The following is a 14210-nucleotide window of genomic DNA, read 5'->3' on the forward strand; positions in this document are numbered from 1 at the left end:
TCGGGGGTATAGTTTCGTGTTTTCATTGTCGTATTCTCTCAGAAAGTTGAGCCTCCGACAATACCGGGGCGGTTCAATCTTCTGTAAAAATGATAAATGTATAGTAGCTTTATATTTATTATCTGCTCTCTACCATACTATAATTATTTTTTTTGGTGAAAAATACATGTGCAATACTATAGGTTAGCGTCAGTGATAGGAGAGGGAACACTAATAGTTTTTATGCCTATATCGTGCCATTAAAGTGTGGACTTGTTCGTTATTTAAGCACTTACCTTCAACCGTAATGGTTCTCATAATCTCTAAAATGACCGAATACGGTTGTGCTTCTATATTTGAATCAAATCCTAATGTAGATAACTAACTCAGTCAGCAACCTTGCAATATTTGCACACGACTGACTAGTAGCAGTAGTTTTTTATCTGAGCATTACTACTTTGTCTAATTTGGGTCCTCATGAATATAAACGAGTGTTATGTTTCAAATTTTGCTTAATGACATGGTAGAGGTTAACCTTTCGGCTCATACTTTGCGTCATGCCCTCACAACTTGCCACGGTTTCAGCGAATGTCTTGCTGGTATAATGGGTTCCTTAATCAGAGTGAAACAGCCCCCCAATTAGCTGTAAGCGCGTCTGATATGCCATCTGGAGCGCTTTTTTTATCAGCTTTTAGCCCCATCTGCGCCATGAGCTTCCCCGCCATATAGCGAGTGAGCTTTATATTATGTTCATTCATTAGTATGGCAACAATGCTGCGAGCCCCTGCTGCGCGCTTTGAGTCGTTAAATATTTGGCGGACTAATGCTTTGATTTTGACAGTTTCAAGGCTAATTGGCTTGGGGTGCTTCCATAATAATAGCTGCTTTTCATTACGCCAAATAGCTTACACAGAAGGCTTTTACTGAGCTGTTTGTTTTGCTCTGGAAGCTGGATTATCAGTGATAGCCGGATGTTCGAGCATATTTACGTACACCGATTGTGTATCAATAAGAGAAGAATACATGTCCGATAAATTCGTTAGTACAAATAGTATCTCTCTTTCGACGCCCTGCTAATTTGTACGACCTTTCTAGGTTTTTACTTATCTGTGCTGAAATGGGCACTGAATCTCCTATATAATGTGAGCCATCTCGTTGTTCATAATCCATTCAATTTAGGCTTTGTCTTAGCAAGGAAAGCTTTTTATTAGGTAAAAACGGCACTTTATGTTTAACACTTCTTCAACTCGTTTAAATAAATACATCAGTGAAAGCGGTATTTGCTCTCGTAGAGACGCTGACCGCTTTATTGAACAAGGCAATGTCTATGTCAATGGCAAGCGTGCTACGGTAGGCGTACAAGTGGTCGCTGGAGATACGGTAAAAGTGAACGGGCAACTCATTGAGCCAAGAGAAGCCGATGACTTTGTTTTTATTGTGTTGAATAAACCAGTCGGTATTGTTAGCACCACGGAAGCTTCAGAGAAAGATAACATCGTTGATTTTGTGAGGCATAGCACACGCATTTTTCCGATTGGTCGTTTGGATAAAGACTCTCAGGGTTTAATATTTTTGACCAGTAATGGTGATCTCGTCAATAAGGTATTGCGGGCTGGTAATAACCATGAAAAAGAATATTTGGTAACGGTGAATAAGCCGATAACAGATAGTTTTATTGAGGGTTTAGCGGGTGGCGTACCAATCCTAGGGAAAATGACGAAAAAGTGTCCGGTTACTAAAGTGGCGCCTACCGTATTTAATATCACACTCGTACAAGGTTTAAACCGTCAAATTCGTCGTATGTGTGAGCATTTTGGTTATGACGTCGTGAAGCTTGAGCGGACGCGGATTATGAATATCAGCCTAAAGGGAACTCCCGTTGGCGATTGGCGCGATTTAACCGAAAAAGAATTGTCCGTTTTACTTAAGTCTATAGAAGAATCTTCTTCACAAGACAGCAATTCGGGCAAGAAATCTAGTAATGTGCTACGAAAAAAACCTCGCTCCAATAACAATAACAATACCGCATCAAAAGCGGCTGCAAACTCAAACGGCGCCGCAAAAGGCAACGCTAAACACTCTAAAGATGGCGCTAGTAAACCAGCGGGTTCTAACGGTAAGAATAGGCGTCCTTTTGGTGATGGCAAGAAATCTGGAGGCAAGGGCAAACCTGCTACGAATGGCAGGCGCCCTGCAAAAGGTCGAGGTTCTAAACGACCTTAGCAACTGTCCAAGTTAATGATGCCACTACCGTTTATATAGTCAATCTTAGATAAAATCGATACAATCCTATTAACAACCGTATTTAATGAAATAAACGATGATCTATTTAATCGACTTTCGCAAACAAGCACTGCTTAGCATTAAAGACGGCATGAACATTCGAGAAGCCGCTAACTTTTATCAGCTTAGTACAAGCTCTATTCATAGCTTAGTTCCTCAAAAAACAAGAAATAAAGCACCGACTAAAATATCAAGTGAAGCCTTATTAAAAGACGTTAAACAACATCCAGACGACTATCTGTACGAGCTAGCTAGGCGCTTCAACTATAGTAAGACCGGCATGTACACTGCTTTAAAGCATCTAGGTATCAGTCAAAAAAAAGACCTTGGAACATCCAAAGGCGTGTCCAATAAAAAGGGCAATATATCAGAGTAAGCTTGATAGCTTTACACAGCAAAGTTATCCCATAGTGTATATGGATGAAAGTGGCTTTGAGGCTGTAACTGTTTTTCCTTATGGCCATGCACCGATTGGAACCCCTTGTATTGATCGCTACAACTGGCAGGTAAAAAAACGTACTAACGTCATCGGTGCTCTGTATGAAAAGATGCTGTTTGCCTTTGATTACTTTGAACAGAATATCAACAGCCACATATTTTATGACTGGTGCAAATACACGTTAATTCTAAATCTTAAAACAAAATGCGTGATCGTTATAGATAATGCTAGATTTCATAAAAATAAGCGTATTTAAAAACTACTCAATAGGCATGGCCATCGTATTTTATGGCTACCACCCTACAGTCCTGATCTTAATCCTGAGTGAGGGTAGAGCAAAGCACTGCTTTGCTCGAGTGAAAGAAGAAATGGGCATAAGCGAACTTCTTACGCCAAGGCTGGATGAAGAACAATCAACCTAAACTGTTTCATGATATGGGCTGTATTTCTTTTATTGTGAACTGACTATAACTTACTACCCAAGTTTCAAACTCTCTCAATTATACTATACTATACTGCTATGAATATTTAACACTCATTAGTGATAAATCATTTTTAGTGTATATTTATTAAAAATAAAACATCCTGTCTATGAGTGTCTCTTTATGAATGTAGTATATGCAATTACATGTCACAAAATAACTAACCCTTTAATACATACGGTGAACTATCTTTCATCTTTCGATGAAAACACTATTTTAATTCATGTCGATAAGAAATCAGAACTTGAAAAATTTTTAGTATTGAAAAAATCAAATGTATATCTTATTCCTAATAGGGTTGAGGTAGCATGGGGCTCTAAATCACAGATTGAATCCACGCTTGAATTAATGGATTTCTCTTTAGGTTTCCAATATGACTTCTTTTTTCTTTTATCAGGAGACGACATACCATTAAAAAATAACTCAGAATTACAACATTTATTAAATAAATTTTCTGATTATAATTTCATAGATTTTGACCCAAAAGCAACATATCAGGATATTGAAGAGAGAATTAAATATGTTTACCCTGATGTATTTTTTCAAAGAGATAATAAGCCATTATCCAAGGTAAAGAGGAGATTATTTAGACTGACACGAGATATTTTTTATAAAAGTGAAAATTTTAAAGAAAATCGCGATATTCTACCTCCTCTGTATAAAGGATCAAACTGGATTGGTTTAAAGTCAGATACTATAAAATACATATTAGATTATAAAAATAATAATCATTGGTTTTTAGAATTATTTCAAACTTCCTTTTGTGGAGATGAGGTTTTTTTTCATACTATAGTTAAAAATAATCCTAAACTTAAAATATTTAATCATATTGACTATCCAGTACCTTCTTTAAGATATATAGATTGGGAGTCAGGACCTGAATATCCAAAAGTATTAGGAGAAGAAGATAAAGCTAACATGGAAGACAGTTGCTGTCTTTTTGCAAGAAAGATAAAGTCAGATGAAAATGAAGATTTCATGAAATTTTTTTTAAAAGACTAAGTCTTATTTCCATATAGTAGAGATTTTATAAAATTGGTACAGTAGTTTTAAAACAAGCGGAAAGTAAAAAAATTATGACTTATTCAGCAGACTTTCGTGCTCAAATGATTAAAAATATCGAAGAACGAGGCATGAGTATCCGTGAGGCTTGTACTTTCTATAATGTTAGCAAAACTACATTACATCGCTGGCTAAAAAACCCAGGTATAGTAGAGTTCAGATAAAACCGATACAATACATAAAAACTAATTAACTATTCCGATAAACCATGACTTATTCAATCGACTATCGTAAACAAGTGCTGTCTAGCATCGATAATGGTCTGGCTGTTAGAGAAGCTGCTGCTTTTTACGAGCTCAGCACGAGTACTATACATAGCTGGAGACAGATTTTAGAGGCTAAGAAAGGGCGATATAAAGCCCCGACTAAAATACCTGATGGCGCTCTGATTCATGATGTTAAAGCTTGTCCTGATGACTATCAGTATGAGCGCGCAAATCGTCTTGGCTGTAGTAAAACCGGCATTCATCATGCCTTAAAACGATTGAACATTAGTCAAAAAAAAGACACTAGAACATCCAAAGGCCTGTCCGATAAAAAGAGCTAAGTATCTCAATTATTTGAGTGATTATGTGATTCAAGGCTATCCCATTGTTTATATGGATGAAAGTGGCTTTGAGCATGAGACCATCAGGCCTTATAGCTATGCACCGATAGGCAAACCTTGTATTGATCGCTACAACTGGCAAGGTAAAAAACGTACCAACGTCATTGGTGCTCTGTACGAAAGAGTAGTATTTGCACTTGATGACTTCGAGAAAAACATCAATTGAGAGGTATTCTATAACTGGTGCAAGTACACGCTAATACCGAGCCTAAAAACCAAATGCTTAATCGTAATGGATAACGCAAGCTTTCATAAACACGTGCAAAAGCTGCTTAATAGACACGGCCATCGCCTTTTATTCTTACCACCCTACAACCCTGACCTAAATCCTATCGAGAAAAAGTGGGCACAAGCTAAATTTCTACGCCAAGGATGGATGGAGAATAATCTGCCTAAGCTATTTTATGATATGGGCTGTATCGATTTTATATTAAACTGACTATATCAAAAAAATTCGGGATAAAGCACCGACTAAAATATCAAGTGAAGCCTTATTAAAAGACGTTAAACAACATCCAGACGACTATCTGTACGAGCTAGCTAGGCGCTTCAACTGTAGTAAGACTGGCATGCACACTGCTTTAAAGCGTATAGGTATCTGACCCCTGCTGTCAAATCCGTACAGTTAAACTTGGGAGATTTTAATTACGCAGCCTGACGATAAAAGTCAAACCACATCTGTCTTGGCTTTTATAGCCCAAATCCTTTTGAATCCTAGTCTGATTATAATTCAATTCAATATATCCAATGATGTCGCTGATGGCTGCAAATCTTGTTTTATAGTCTTGGTGATACACTAGCTTGTTCTCTAATATGCCCCAGAAGCTTTCTATCGGAGCGTTATCAAAGCAGTTGCCTTTAGCACTCATTGAGCCTTTCAACTGATGATGCTTGATGATCTTGTGGTATGCGTGGCTACAGTAATGACTGCCTCTATCAGAATGCACAATCAGCTGTTGGTTGGGTCGTTTATTCTTGATTGCCATATTGAGTGCACGGCATACTAAGTCTGCTGTCATGCGCTCACTTATGGCGTAGCCTACCAACTCTTTGGTGGATAAATCTTTAACGCCTGCGAAGTATAGCCAACCTTCATTTGTCCATATATAAGTGATGTCTGTAATGGCATAATAAACTTGGACAGCTGCTAAGAGGTTGTACTAACCCAAAGAGAAAAACAGTATGACCACCAAACGCAACCAATACACCCGAGAATTCAAATTAGAAGCCATAAGCTTAGTCACTGATCACAAGCGCAAAATACCCGATGTGGCAATTTCGCTGGGTATTGGTAAATCCACCTTACAGAAATGGCTGAGTCAGTACCGTCAAGAAATGACTGACCAAGCACCTAAAGTCGGCAATGCCTTAACGGATGAACAGCGCAAGCTTCAAGAGCTGCGTAAACAGGTTAGGCGACTGACTATGGAGCGCGCGACATACTAAAAAAGGCTTCTGCTCTGCTGGCATTGTACAGCCTGAACGGCTATCGTTGATAAGAAATTTGGCAGAGCAAGACAAACAGATGAGTAAAAGCTTTTTGTGCAAGCTATTTGGCGTGATGAAAAGCAGTTACTACTATGACATGCAGCCCAAGCCCATCAGCCTTGAAGCCGTCAAACACAAAGCCTTAATACACCAAATATTTAACGACTCAAAGCGCTCAGCATTGCAGCCATACTAATGAATGAACACAACATCAAGCTAAACCGTTATATGGTAGGTAAAATTATGGTGCAGATGGCATATCAGACGCGCTTACAGCCAATTGGAGTGCTGTTTCACTCTGATCAGGGAACCGATTACTGCAGTGCAAGGTTTGCTGAATCCGTGGCCAGTTGTGAGGTCATTACGCAAATTATGAGCCGAACAGGTAACTGTTAAGACAACGCGTTAACTGAGCGCTTCTTCGGAATCTTTAAAACAGAATGGATGCCAAAAGGTGGTTATGAGAATATTGCTGAGGCTAAAAGTGCCATTGTTGATTATATCTGGCGATATTATCAGATCGTAAGACCGCACCGTTTTAACGATTATTTGTCACCAGCAGATAAAGAAAAACATCACTTTAATCAAAACCTCTTATCAGGTGTCCTAAATTAGTTGACCACTATAAAGAGCTTCCATTGAAGACGAGGGTGTAATCGAAACAGGCAATATGATTCTTTAAGGTAAGGGTAATCGAGTGAGCGTTACTAGTGCTGGATCAAAATTAATCGCTGATAACATCACTGTTGATCCTGATAGTTTTAGCGCTTTAAACCTTAATGATAACGGACATATTAAAGTTAAGAATATTATAAGAAAAGGCTCTTCTAATAGTTTTTCATCACATATTAATTTTAATAATGGCATCTTAGAATTAGCTGCTGATCAATCAGCCCTATTTGATGGCTTCAATACTAAAAATCCAAGAATAGTTTCCATTAACCTTGCTGCCGGTGGTGGAACAATTGACACCAACGTCTTTTGAGCTATGCCGAAGAAACCGTAAAGGTAAACTTGGTAAACTAAGCGTATTAATCGGAGTTTATTATGGTCAAGAAAACAAGAAGCTATAGTACAGAATTTAAAGCCGAAGCCGTTAAGAAGATAGCGGACAATAATGGCAATATCTCAGCGACCGCAAAGCAGCTTGGTATCGCCATGCAGACCTTATCCAATTGGCAGAATAAAGCTAATCAAGGCAAACTTATAGGAACTGAGCAGTATGATCCTGAAGTCATAGCAGTGATGGAAGAGAACAAGCGCCTCAAACGACAGCTTAAAGTAGCTGAAGAGGAACGAGAGATCCTAAAAAAAGCCACAGCGTACTTTGTAAAGCACAGTTAGTCAGGTACACCTTTATAGAAGCCAACCAGCACTTCTTTAGCATCACCACTATGTGCCGCGTGCTAAAGGATAAGCCATCAAGCTATTACGACTGGATAAATCACGATATTAGTGAGCAACAGATACATCGTAACCAGTCTGAGCTACTGTTTAGAGCCGCTCACAGTGAAACTCGTGAGCGCTATGGTGCTAATCGACTGCACGCAAAGCTGATAGAGCAAGAGTACGATATTAGCCTATATATGGTCAGAAGCATTAAAGAAGAACATGGCATCAAATGCCGTCGTCACAAACGCTTTAAAATCACCACGGACTCCAACCACAACAAGCTTGTCTATCCAAACATATTAAATCAGCAATTCGATGCTAAGAGTCTTAATGAATCTTGGGTCAGTGATATTACTTATATATGGACAAATGAAGGTTGGCTATACTTCGCAGGCGTTAAAGATTTATCCACCAAAGAGTTGGTAGGCTACGCCATAAGTGAGCGCATGACAGCAGACTTAGTATGCCGTGCACTCAATATGGCAATCAAGAATAAACGACCCAACCAACAGCTGATTGTGCATTCTGATAGAGGCAGTCAGTACTGTAGCCACGCTTATCACAAGATCATCAAGCAGCATCAGTTTAAAGGCTCAATATGCATGTGGCAACTGCTTTGATAACGCTCCGATAGAAAGCTTCTGGGGCATATTAGAGAACAAGCTAGTGTATCACCAAGACTATAAAACAAGATTTGTAGCCATCAGCGACATCATTGGATATATTGAATTGAATTATAATCAGACTAGGATTCAAAAGGATTTGGGCTATAAAAGCCAAGACAGATGTGGTTTGACTTTTATCGTCAGGCTGCGTAATTAAAATCTCCCAAGTTTAACTGTACGGATTTGACAGCAGGGGTCAGAGAGGTATTAGCATCAGCCTACAAAATTGAGTAATAAAAGGTTTAAAGGCTTGGTTATATTTTTAGAAAGTTTAGAGCAAAGACATTGATAGTGATGCTATTGACAGTGATGCAGCGTTTTCATCTGCTGTGCATCTACTCGTGTGACGTTGCTCGTTTGCTTAAGCGTTTTTTTAACACATGATCGAATATAAAAGGACCAAAGGGGAGGAGCGAGCCGAGTACCCCTGCTGGTATCGCCCAAATCGGCATTTTGATTTTTATGGTTGCACCCATAAGTATGACGATATAGGTGATAAATAATATGCCGTGAGCCATACCGATATATTTCACACCTTCCGGAATGCCCATTAAATACTTTAACGGCATGGCAACACCAAGTAATAATAAAAATGAGGTGCCTTCTAAATAGCCCATAATGGTAAGGTTTTTTAAGATAGCGCTTTGTGATTTTGTCATAGAGGTTATGGGTTTATCATCATATTTTAAAGTTGGCGGGGCTTGTGACATTGTATTGTTCCTTTTATGATTATTAATCAATAACGTAAAAACGGTTTAGTTAGGTCGTATAGGTACGATTCTTTGCTTAAAAAAACGCCAATTTAATGATTGGCTTTTTTTACCCTTCATTTATGCCTACTCATATTCATTTTAATAGCGGTTAATGATATATTGTCTCACTAAAAGCGGTTAGATTTAAAAGTATTCAGTCTGAAAGCGGTTGTTGTTCAGCTTTTAACATCACTTTTTTAAATGCTTTATTTGCATACTGCTTCCCTTTACTTTAGCTAGCACCACGCTCATCGAATCAATGCTATTAACGCTAGGAAGCTCTCATGATAATCCGGCAGACACCGAATGCATTCAAAATACTTTTTACTCTGCGCGGCTCTGTAATCCCTCACATTTATCCCCAAGTTTTATTTATTACCCTACTTAGTACTTTGATATCAGCGGTTCAACATTGGATTCCCAGCTACTTTAGCTCTTATAGTACCGCGCCATTTACTTTGCTGGGCATAGCGTTATCGCTGTTTTTAGGCTTTCGTAACAATGCCAGCTATCAGCGCTGGTGGGAAGCTCGATGTTTATGGGGTCAGTTGGTATTTGATTCGCGGAGCTTAACGCGTCAAGTACTGTCATTTGTAGAGGAGGAAACCGAGAACGGGCGACAGACTCAGCAGCGTATCATTCGACTCAATATTGCTTTTACGCATGCCCTACGCCATAGGCTTCGGAGTACGTCGCCATGGGAAGATATCGATCGCTTTGTGGATGTTGAGTATCATGACAGTATGCGGCAAGCGGGAAACTTACCTGAGTATTTGCTGCGGCTAATGGGCAAGCAGCTCAGTTACTGTCGGCGTCAGCAGTTAACCTCAGATTTGATGATACAAAATATGGATGAACGTTTGACCTCAATGACCATCGTTTTGGCGGCTTGTGAGCGCATTCATGGTACGCCCCTGCCATTTGCGTATATTTTATTGGTGCATCGTACGACTTACCTGTATTGTTTTATGTTGCCTTTTGGCTTAGCAACTTCTTTAGGCTGGGTGACGCCTTTAATCTGTGGCGTTATTGCTTATACTTTTTTCGGTCTCGATGCGCTCAGTGAAGAGATAACCGATCCTTTTGGGATAGCCGCTAATCACTTGCCACTGACCACAATATCGCGCACGATTGAAATTAACCTTTTAGAAGCTCTAGGAGAAGTTGAGATTCCGCCTCACATTATCCCTGTAAAAGGATATTTGCAATAAGCCAGCCTGTAAAAATAAGCGCAGGTGACAATATTATATTAACTAAGGATATTGACAACATTAAGATTGGGGTAGCATGCCAAACACTTATGTGTAACTTATAGATTATTCATCTCAAATGATTATAGTGTACCTATTCAACTCTTTTAATTGTAGTTGCGCTAAGCAGTTGCAAAATAAGTGGCACCTGATACAGTAGAGTGACTAGAGAGCAAATATTCTATTACTTATGCGCTGAGCAGTCATGTTTTAAACAGTAACAAGCAACGTCATCATGATTGTCTCAGTGTTACTCTAATTGCTTTTTTCTAATCAATTAACTGTTAAGTACCATGGCTATAAACACAATAACTGCCATAAAATTTGAGAGTTATTAACGTGAAGGTCAAATAATAATGCAGCCCTTACAACTGACATCTATTCACATTCCCTGCGAGCCAGCATTAGCAGATGAGTTTAAGCGTGTGGTCGAACAGCAAGGTCATAGCATGGCAGTCGTGCTGCAAGAGCTGATGCAAGATTATATCAAACAGGCAAATAACCCATTAGTAGTAGCAGATCAAGAGAAGATAAAAACAGTATTAAAACAAGATGCCGCAACGAGAATGACCCCGTTAACCGATAAAGCCGCAGACGACTTACTACAATTAGCCATTAGAATGGCAGAAAAACACATTTGACTGCAGAGGCGTGTGCATGACGTTATCTATTAAAGCTGGGTCGAAAGCTCAGTCGGTTGTTAATTAACATCAATAAAAAACCCTTATGACTGTCAATAAGGGTTTTTTGTTCTGACAATAAAGAGGTAGCGCTTTCAATTAGACCCTATCTTATGATATTAATTTATACCGCGTCATGTTTTTTTGCATAGGCGTCAAAGGCATCTTTACTGTTCGGATGCGGGTAATTAATAACTTCTGCGCCTTGTTGCCCAAAGTCTTGTTTGAGTTTTTCGTATAGTGGTGCAGTACCCCAACCATAAGCGTCACCTAATTCGTCATCGGCGGCGAAGACGATACGGTCTATTTTTACCTGTAACATGGCAGCCATACACATACCGCATGGTTTGCCGCTGGCGTACATGGTAATTGTGGCGTCGTTTGGCTTACTTAAGGTCTCACCTGCTTGGCGTATGGCCTGCATTTCAGCGTGCGCAGTCGGGTCGTTATGGATATAAGCTTCGTTGACGGCTTCGGTGATAATTTTTTCATTTTGGGTCAAGACTGCGCCAAATGGTTCGCCACCTTTTTCAACGTTCGTAACAGCCAGCTCGATAGATTTTTGAATCATCTCTTTATCAAAATCGGTTAACTTCCCTTGCATAATAACTTCCTTTATAAGTAATGATTTTTTGTTTGGTTTATTGTCTGAAATAATGAGCCAGATTCAACCTATTCACAAGACCTCATAAATTAGTTGCTGCTGAAATTCCTGTAATTATAAGGCGTTAAATAATAATATTGGCTGACGTCATTCGAGCAGAGTATCGCCATTCTGCTGATGCTTGTCAAGACATGTGTTTTGTCTTAGCATGGTTGGTGAGGTGTTCTATGCTGAGGTTTTGCTATGTGCTGATTATCTACGAAAAAGCGCTCACTAATACAATCGCGATGCACTCAAGAATTTTTATGTGATTGCTTGCGTTTCCAATAGCGGTATTACAAATTAGATTGGGTCAAAGAAATACTGCCATCGAAAATCTACAAAATGCAAAAATCAGTGTCAGTAAAATTGAGGACAATGTGCTGAAGAACGGAATGCATGAATTACTGGTTGAAATGACAGCAGAGTAAAGTATGGTCATAATGACAAATAAAAATAAGGCGCTTATTCATTAGAATTAGCGCCTATAAAGCTATTATATAGTGAGTAGTAATAGTTAATCGGCTGGATTATCGAATAGTTTTTCAATCGGCTTAGTGTGAATAGTAGACGCATTAAACAGCGATTTATTACCAGACTCGCCTTCAGTCCAGAAATTAATATTAAACTGCGCATCGTCACTGAGTTCAACTCGATGCCAATACTCTGGTGGGCTGACGGCAAATTGTCCTGCGTTAATAACGATGGTTTTTTCAGGCTCAGTAGCCGCTTCGTCAGCAAATCCGTAAAAGGTAACCGTACCTTGCATAACACAGATTTGTCCGTAGACACCAGCTGCTGTATTGTGATGCGTTAATAGGGCATTAGGTACTTTATCTTTGGTAAAAAAATGCGTAGAACGTTTTATTTTCCAATGGCTTGGGATAATTGTCTGGCTCATGATCGCTCCTCGGTTGATAGCGTTCTTAGTTATTCTTAGTGATTATTTAACCATACTATTCAACAGTACCATAATGAGATGATGGCTGCAGCTTTTTAAGCTGTCATGCTATAACCTATCAACAGCTAATCGCATATGATGTTAATAGTTGATGTGGCAGATACTGTTGTTACTTTCACTATAAAGGTTAGCTGTCACTATCTGATTGACTTTCCCTTAATCACAACAAAGAGTACGCCTTTATGATTTCTCTTGAACAATTGCAGCACGCGGTGGCAGAACGTATTCAGCATTATAATAAAGTTGATTTTCCGGTTGCTGATAGAGCGGTGCAAACGCTTGCGCTGTTAGACAGTCAGCAGCGTATTTTAGCGCAAGATATCATCTCGCCATTTGCAGTACCGAGAAACAATCTATCGGCGATGGATGGGTATGCGTTAGCAGCGGGCAGTACTTTAAATAAAGGCGCTACGATTGAAATAATTGGTGAATCACAAGCGGGCACACCTTTTGCTGGCAGTTTGCAAGCAGGGCAAGGGGTGCGTATTTTTACTGGCGCGGTTGTTCCGAATGCTTGTGATACAGTCATCATGCAAGAAAATACCGACTTTTTAGCGATAAAAGAGACGTTGGTTAAGTCCAAGCCCTACGCTATAACTTTAACGGAAGTAGCAACCATTGATACGCATATTCGCAAACAAGGCGAGGAGATTGAGCAGAACGAGGTGGTTTTAAGCGCAGGCAAACGCTTGAATCCGGCTGATATCAGCTTGCTTGCTAATTTAGGGGTTGCTAATGTTGATGTTTATCAGCCTCTTACGGTTGGTATTTTGGCGACGGGTGATGAGTTGGTGGCTTTAGGTGAGCCGTTGACCAGTTTGGCGCAGATTTATAACTCGAATACGCCCACGCTTAACAGTATGTTAAAAGACTTGCCGATTGTTATTCGTAATTACGGCATTATTCCGGACAATTTAGATGCGACGATTGCCGCTGTGACTGACGCTATGCATGACTGCGATGTGCTGATTTCTACCGCCGGCGTTTCGGTGGGCGATTATGATTTTTTGACCACCGTTATTGAGCAATTAGGGCAAATCAACCATTATAAAGTGGCGATGAAACCAGGTAAACCGTTTGTTTTTGGAGAATTAAATAAAGGTATTGATAAACCAATATTGTACTTTGGCTTACCGGGCAATCCTTTATCGACGGTAGTGGGTGCCTTGCAACTGGTCATTCCGGCGTTGTGGCAGCTTGCAGGCGTAAACAAAAATGACATGCCCATGATGCTCACCGTACAGGCAACGCTAAGTGCCGATATCAAAAAGGCTGCCGGGCGCAAAGACTTTCAGCGCGGTATATTAGTGCAAAATGCTAATGGCTTGTTTACCGTGACTAGTTTATCTAAGCAGCAATCGCATCGCATCAAACAGCTTAGCCAAGCCAATTGCTTGATAGTGCTCGCGCAGGATGCAGGTAATGTGTCAGCTGGCGAGAAAATCATGGTACAGCCATTTCCTTGGTCATAGTTACTAACAACCATAGCTAAAAGTAACAATCACAGCCAAGAGTGACAGCATGCTT

At 39.7% G+C, this 14210-nt stretch carries 17 protein-coding genes and 4 pseudogenes; 16 read left to right on the top strand and 5 right to left on the bottom strand.

The annotated features are described in order from the left end of the window. Window positions 1–596: 596 nt before the first annotated feature. Window positions 597–881, bottom strand: coding sequence for a helix-turn-helix domain-containing protein (locus tag AAEY78_RS06820; protein WP_352338600.1), 285 nt, complete (start codon window positions 879–881; stop codon window positions 597–599). Between the two features lie 325 nt (window positions 882–1206). On the opposite strand from AAEY78_RS06820, the gene rluF reads away from it, so the two are divergent. The 8 genes and pseudogenes from rluF (at window position 1207) to AAEY78_RS06860 (ending at window position 5454) form a co-directional block, all read left to right on the top strand. Continuing rightward, window positions 1207–2202, top strand: a complete 996-nt coding sequence (gene rluF / locus AAEY78_RS06825) for a 23S rRNA pseudouridine(2604) synthase RluF (RefSeq protein ID WP_352338414.1) — start codon at window positions 1207–1209, stop codon at window positions 2200–2202. A gap of 97 nt (window positions 2203–2299) precedes the next feature. Then, window positions 2300–2638, top strand: a complete 339-nt coding sequence (locus AAEY78_RS06830) for an IS630 transposase-related protein (RefSeq protein ID WP_352338416.1) — start codon at window positions 2300–2302, stop codon at window positions 2636–2638. Window positions 2639–2678: 40 nt separating this feature from the next. Further along, window positions 2679–2957 (top strand): transposase, encoded by a 279-nt coding sequence (locus tag AAEY78_RS06835; protein WP_352338418.1) that lies wholly within the window; start codon window positions 2679–2681, stop codon window positions 2955–2957. A gap of 349 nt (window positions 2958–3306) precedes the next feature. Then, the gene (locus AAEY78_RS06840; protein WP_352338420.1) at window positions 3307–4185 is read left to right on the top strand and encodes a beta-1,6-N-acetylglucosaminyltransferase; all 879 of its coding nucleotides are present in this window, start codon (window positions 3307–3309) and stop codon (window positions 4183–4185) included. Between the two features lie 131 nt (window positions 4186–4316). Next, the gene (locus tag AAEY78_RS15305) at window positions 4317–4409 is read left to right on the top strand and encodes a helix-turn-helix domain-containing protein (protein WP_502943704.1); all 93 of its coding nucleotides are present in this window, start codon (window positions 4317–4319) and stop codon (window positions 4407–4409) included. A gap of 44 nt (window positions 4410–4453) precedes the next feature. Next, window positions 4454–4792, top strand: a complete 339-nt coding sequence (locus AAEY78_RS06850; protein WP_352338424.1) for an IS630 transposase-related protein — start codon at window positions 4454–4456, stop codon at window positions 4790–4792. 52 nt (window positions 4793–4844) lie between these two features. Continuing rightward, a pseudogene (locus AAEY78_RS06855) lies at window positions 4845–5291 on the top strand (transposase). Window positions 5292–5304: 13 nt separating this feature from the next. Continuing rightward, window positions 5305–5454 (top strand): IS630 transposase-related protein, encoded by a 150-nt coding sequence (locus AAEY78_RS06860; protein WP_352338601.1) that lies wholly within the window; start codon window positions 5305–5307, stop codon window positions 5452–5454. Between the two features lie 43 nt (window positions 5455–5497). Here AAEY78_RS06860 and AAEY78_RS06865 read toward each other — a convergent pair. After that, window positions 5498–5976 (bottom strand): annotated as a pseudogene (locus AAEY78_RS06865) (IS3 family transposase); the annotation flags it as partial. A gap of 58 nt (window positions 5977–6034) precedes the next feature. Here AAEY78_RS06865 and AAEY78_RS06870 point away from each other — a divergent pair. The 5 genes and pseudogenes from AAEY78_RS06870 to AAEY78_RS06890 all read left to right on the top strand — a co-directional run bounded on the left by AAEY78_RS06870 (window position 6035) and on the right by AAEY78_RS06890 (window position 8550). Continuing rightward, on the top strand, window positions 6035–6298 hold the full coding sequence (locus tag AAEY78_RS06870; protein ID WP_352338426.1) for a transposase: 264 nt from the start codon (window positions 6035–6037) through the stop codon (window positions 6296–6298). Window positions 6299–6377: 79 nt separating this feature from the next. Beyond that, on the top strand, window positions 6378–6536 hold the full coding sequence (locus AAEY78_RS06875; RefSeq protein WP_352338428.1) for a hypothetical protein: 159 nt from the start codon (window positions 6378–6380) through the stop codon (window positions 6534–6536). Window positions 6537–6748: 212 nt separating this feature from the next. After that, window positions 6749–6955, top strand: a pseudogene (locus tag AAEY78_RS06880) (IS3 family transposase); the annotation flags it as partial. A gap of 82 nt (window positions 6956–7037) precedes the next feature. Continuing rightward, window positions 7038–7325 (top strand): hypothetical protein, encoded by a 288-nt coding sequence (locus AAEY78_RS06885; RefSeq protein WP_352338430.1) that lies wholly within the window; start codon window positions 7038–7040, stop codon window positions 7323–7325. A 62-nt stretch (window positions 7326–7387) separates the two neighbouring features. Beyond that, window positions 7388–8550 (top strand): annotated as a pseudogene (locus AAEY78_RS06890) (IS3 family transposase). 182 nt (window positions 8551–8732) lie between these two features. On the opposite strand, the gene AAEY78_RS06895 reads toward AAEY78_RS06890, so the two are convergent. After that, a complete protein-coding gene (locus AAEY78_RS06895) occupies window positions 8733–9107 on the bottom strand; it encodes a DUF3817 domain-containing protein (RefSeq protein WP_352338432.1) in 375 nt (124 codons plus the stop codon). Between the two features lie 326 nt (window positions 9108–9433). Between AAEY78_RS06895 and AAEY78_RS06900 the strand changes: the two genes are divergently transcribed. Then, window positions 9434–10360 carry a bestrophin family protein gene (locus AAEY78_RS06900; RefSeq protein ID WP_352338433.1) on the top strand — a complete coding sequence of 309 codons (927 nt, stop codon included), beginning with the start codon at window positions 9434–9436 and terminating at the stop codon, window positions 10358–10360. 395 nt (window positions 10361–10755) lie between these two features. Further along, window positions 10756–11040 carry a hypothetical protein gene (locus AAEY78_RS06905; protein WP_352338435.1) on the top strand — a complete coding sequence of 95 codons (285 nt, stop codon included), beginning with the start codon at window positions 10756–10758 and terminating at the stop codon, window positions 11038–11040. Window positions 11041–11203: 163 nt separating this feature from the next. Here AAEY78_RS06905 and AAEY78_RS06910 read toward each other — a convergent pair whose 3' ends face one another. Both AAEY78_RS06910 and AAEY78_RS06915 read right to left on the bottom strand, forming a co-directional pair. Continuing rightward, on the bottom strand, window positions 11204–11683 hold the full coding sequence (locus tag AAEY78_RS06910) for a nucleoside deaminase (protein ID WP_352338436.1): 480 nt from the start codon (window positions 11681–11683) through the stop codon (window positions 11204–11206). Between the two features lie 556 nt (window positions 11684–12239). Further along, window positions 12240–12623 carry a TehB family protein gene (locus AAEY78_RS06915; RefSeq protein WP_352338438.1) on the bottom strand — a complete coding sequence of 128 codons (384 nt, stop codon included), beginning with the start codon at window positions 12621–12623 and terminating at the stop codon, window positions 12240–12242. 242 nt (window positions 12624–12865) lie between these two features. On the opposite strand from AAEY78_RS06915, the gene AAEY78_RS06920 reads away from it, so the two are divergent. Continuing rightward, window positions 12866–14155, top strand: coding sequence for a molybdopterin molybdotransferase MoeA (locus AAEY78_RS06920; protein WP_352338440.1), 1290 nt, complete (start codon window positions 12866–12868; stop codon window positions 14153–14155). The last annotated feature ends 55 nt before the right edge of the window (window positions 14156–14210 follow it).

This window comes from Psychrobacter sp. 16-MNA-CIBAN-0192, assembly GCF_040309565.1.
Taxonomy (GTDB): Bacteria; Pseudomonadota; Gammaproteobacteria; order Pseudomonadales; family Moraxellaceae; genus Psychrobacter.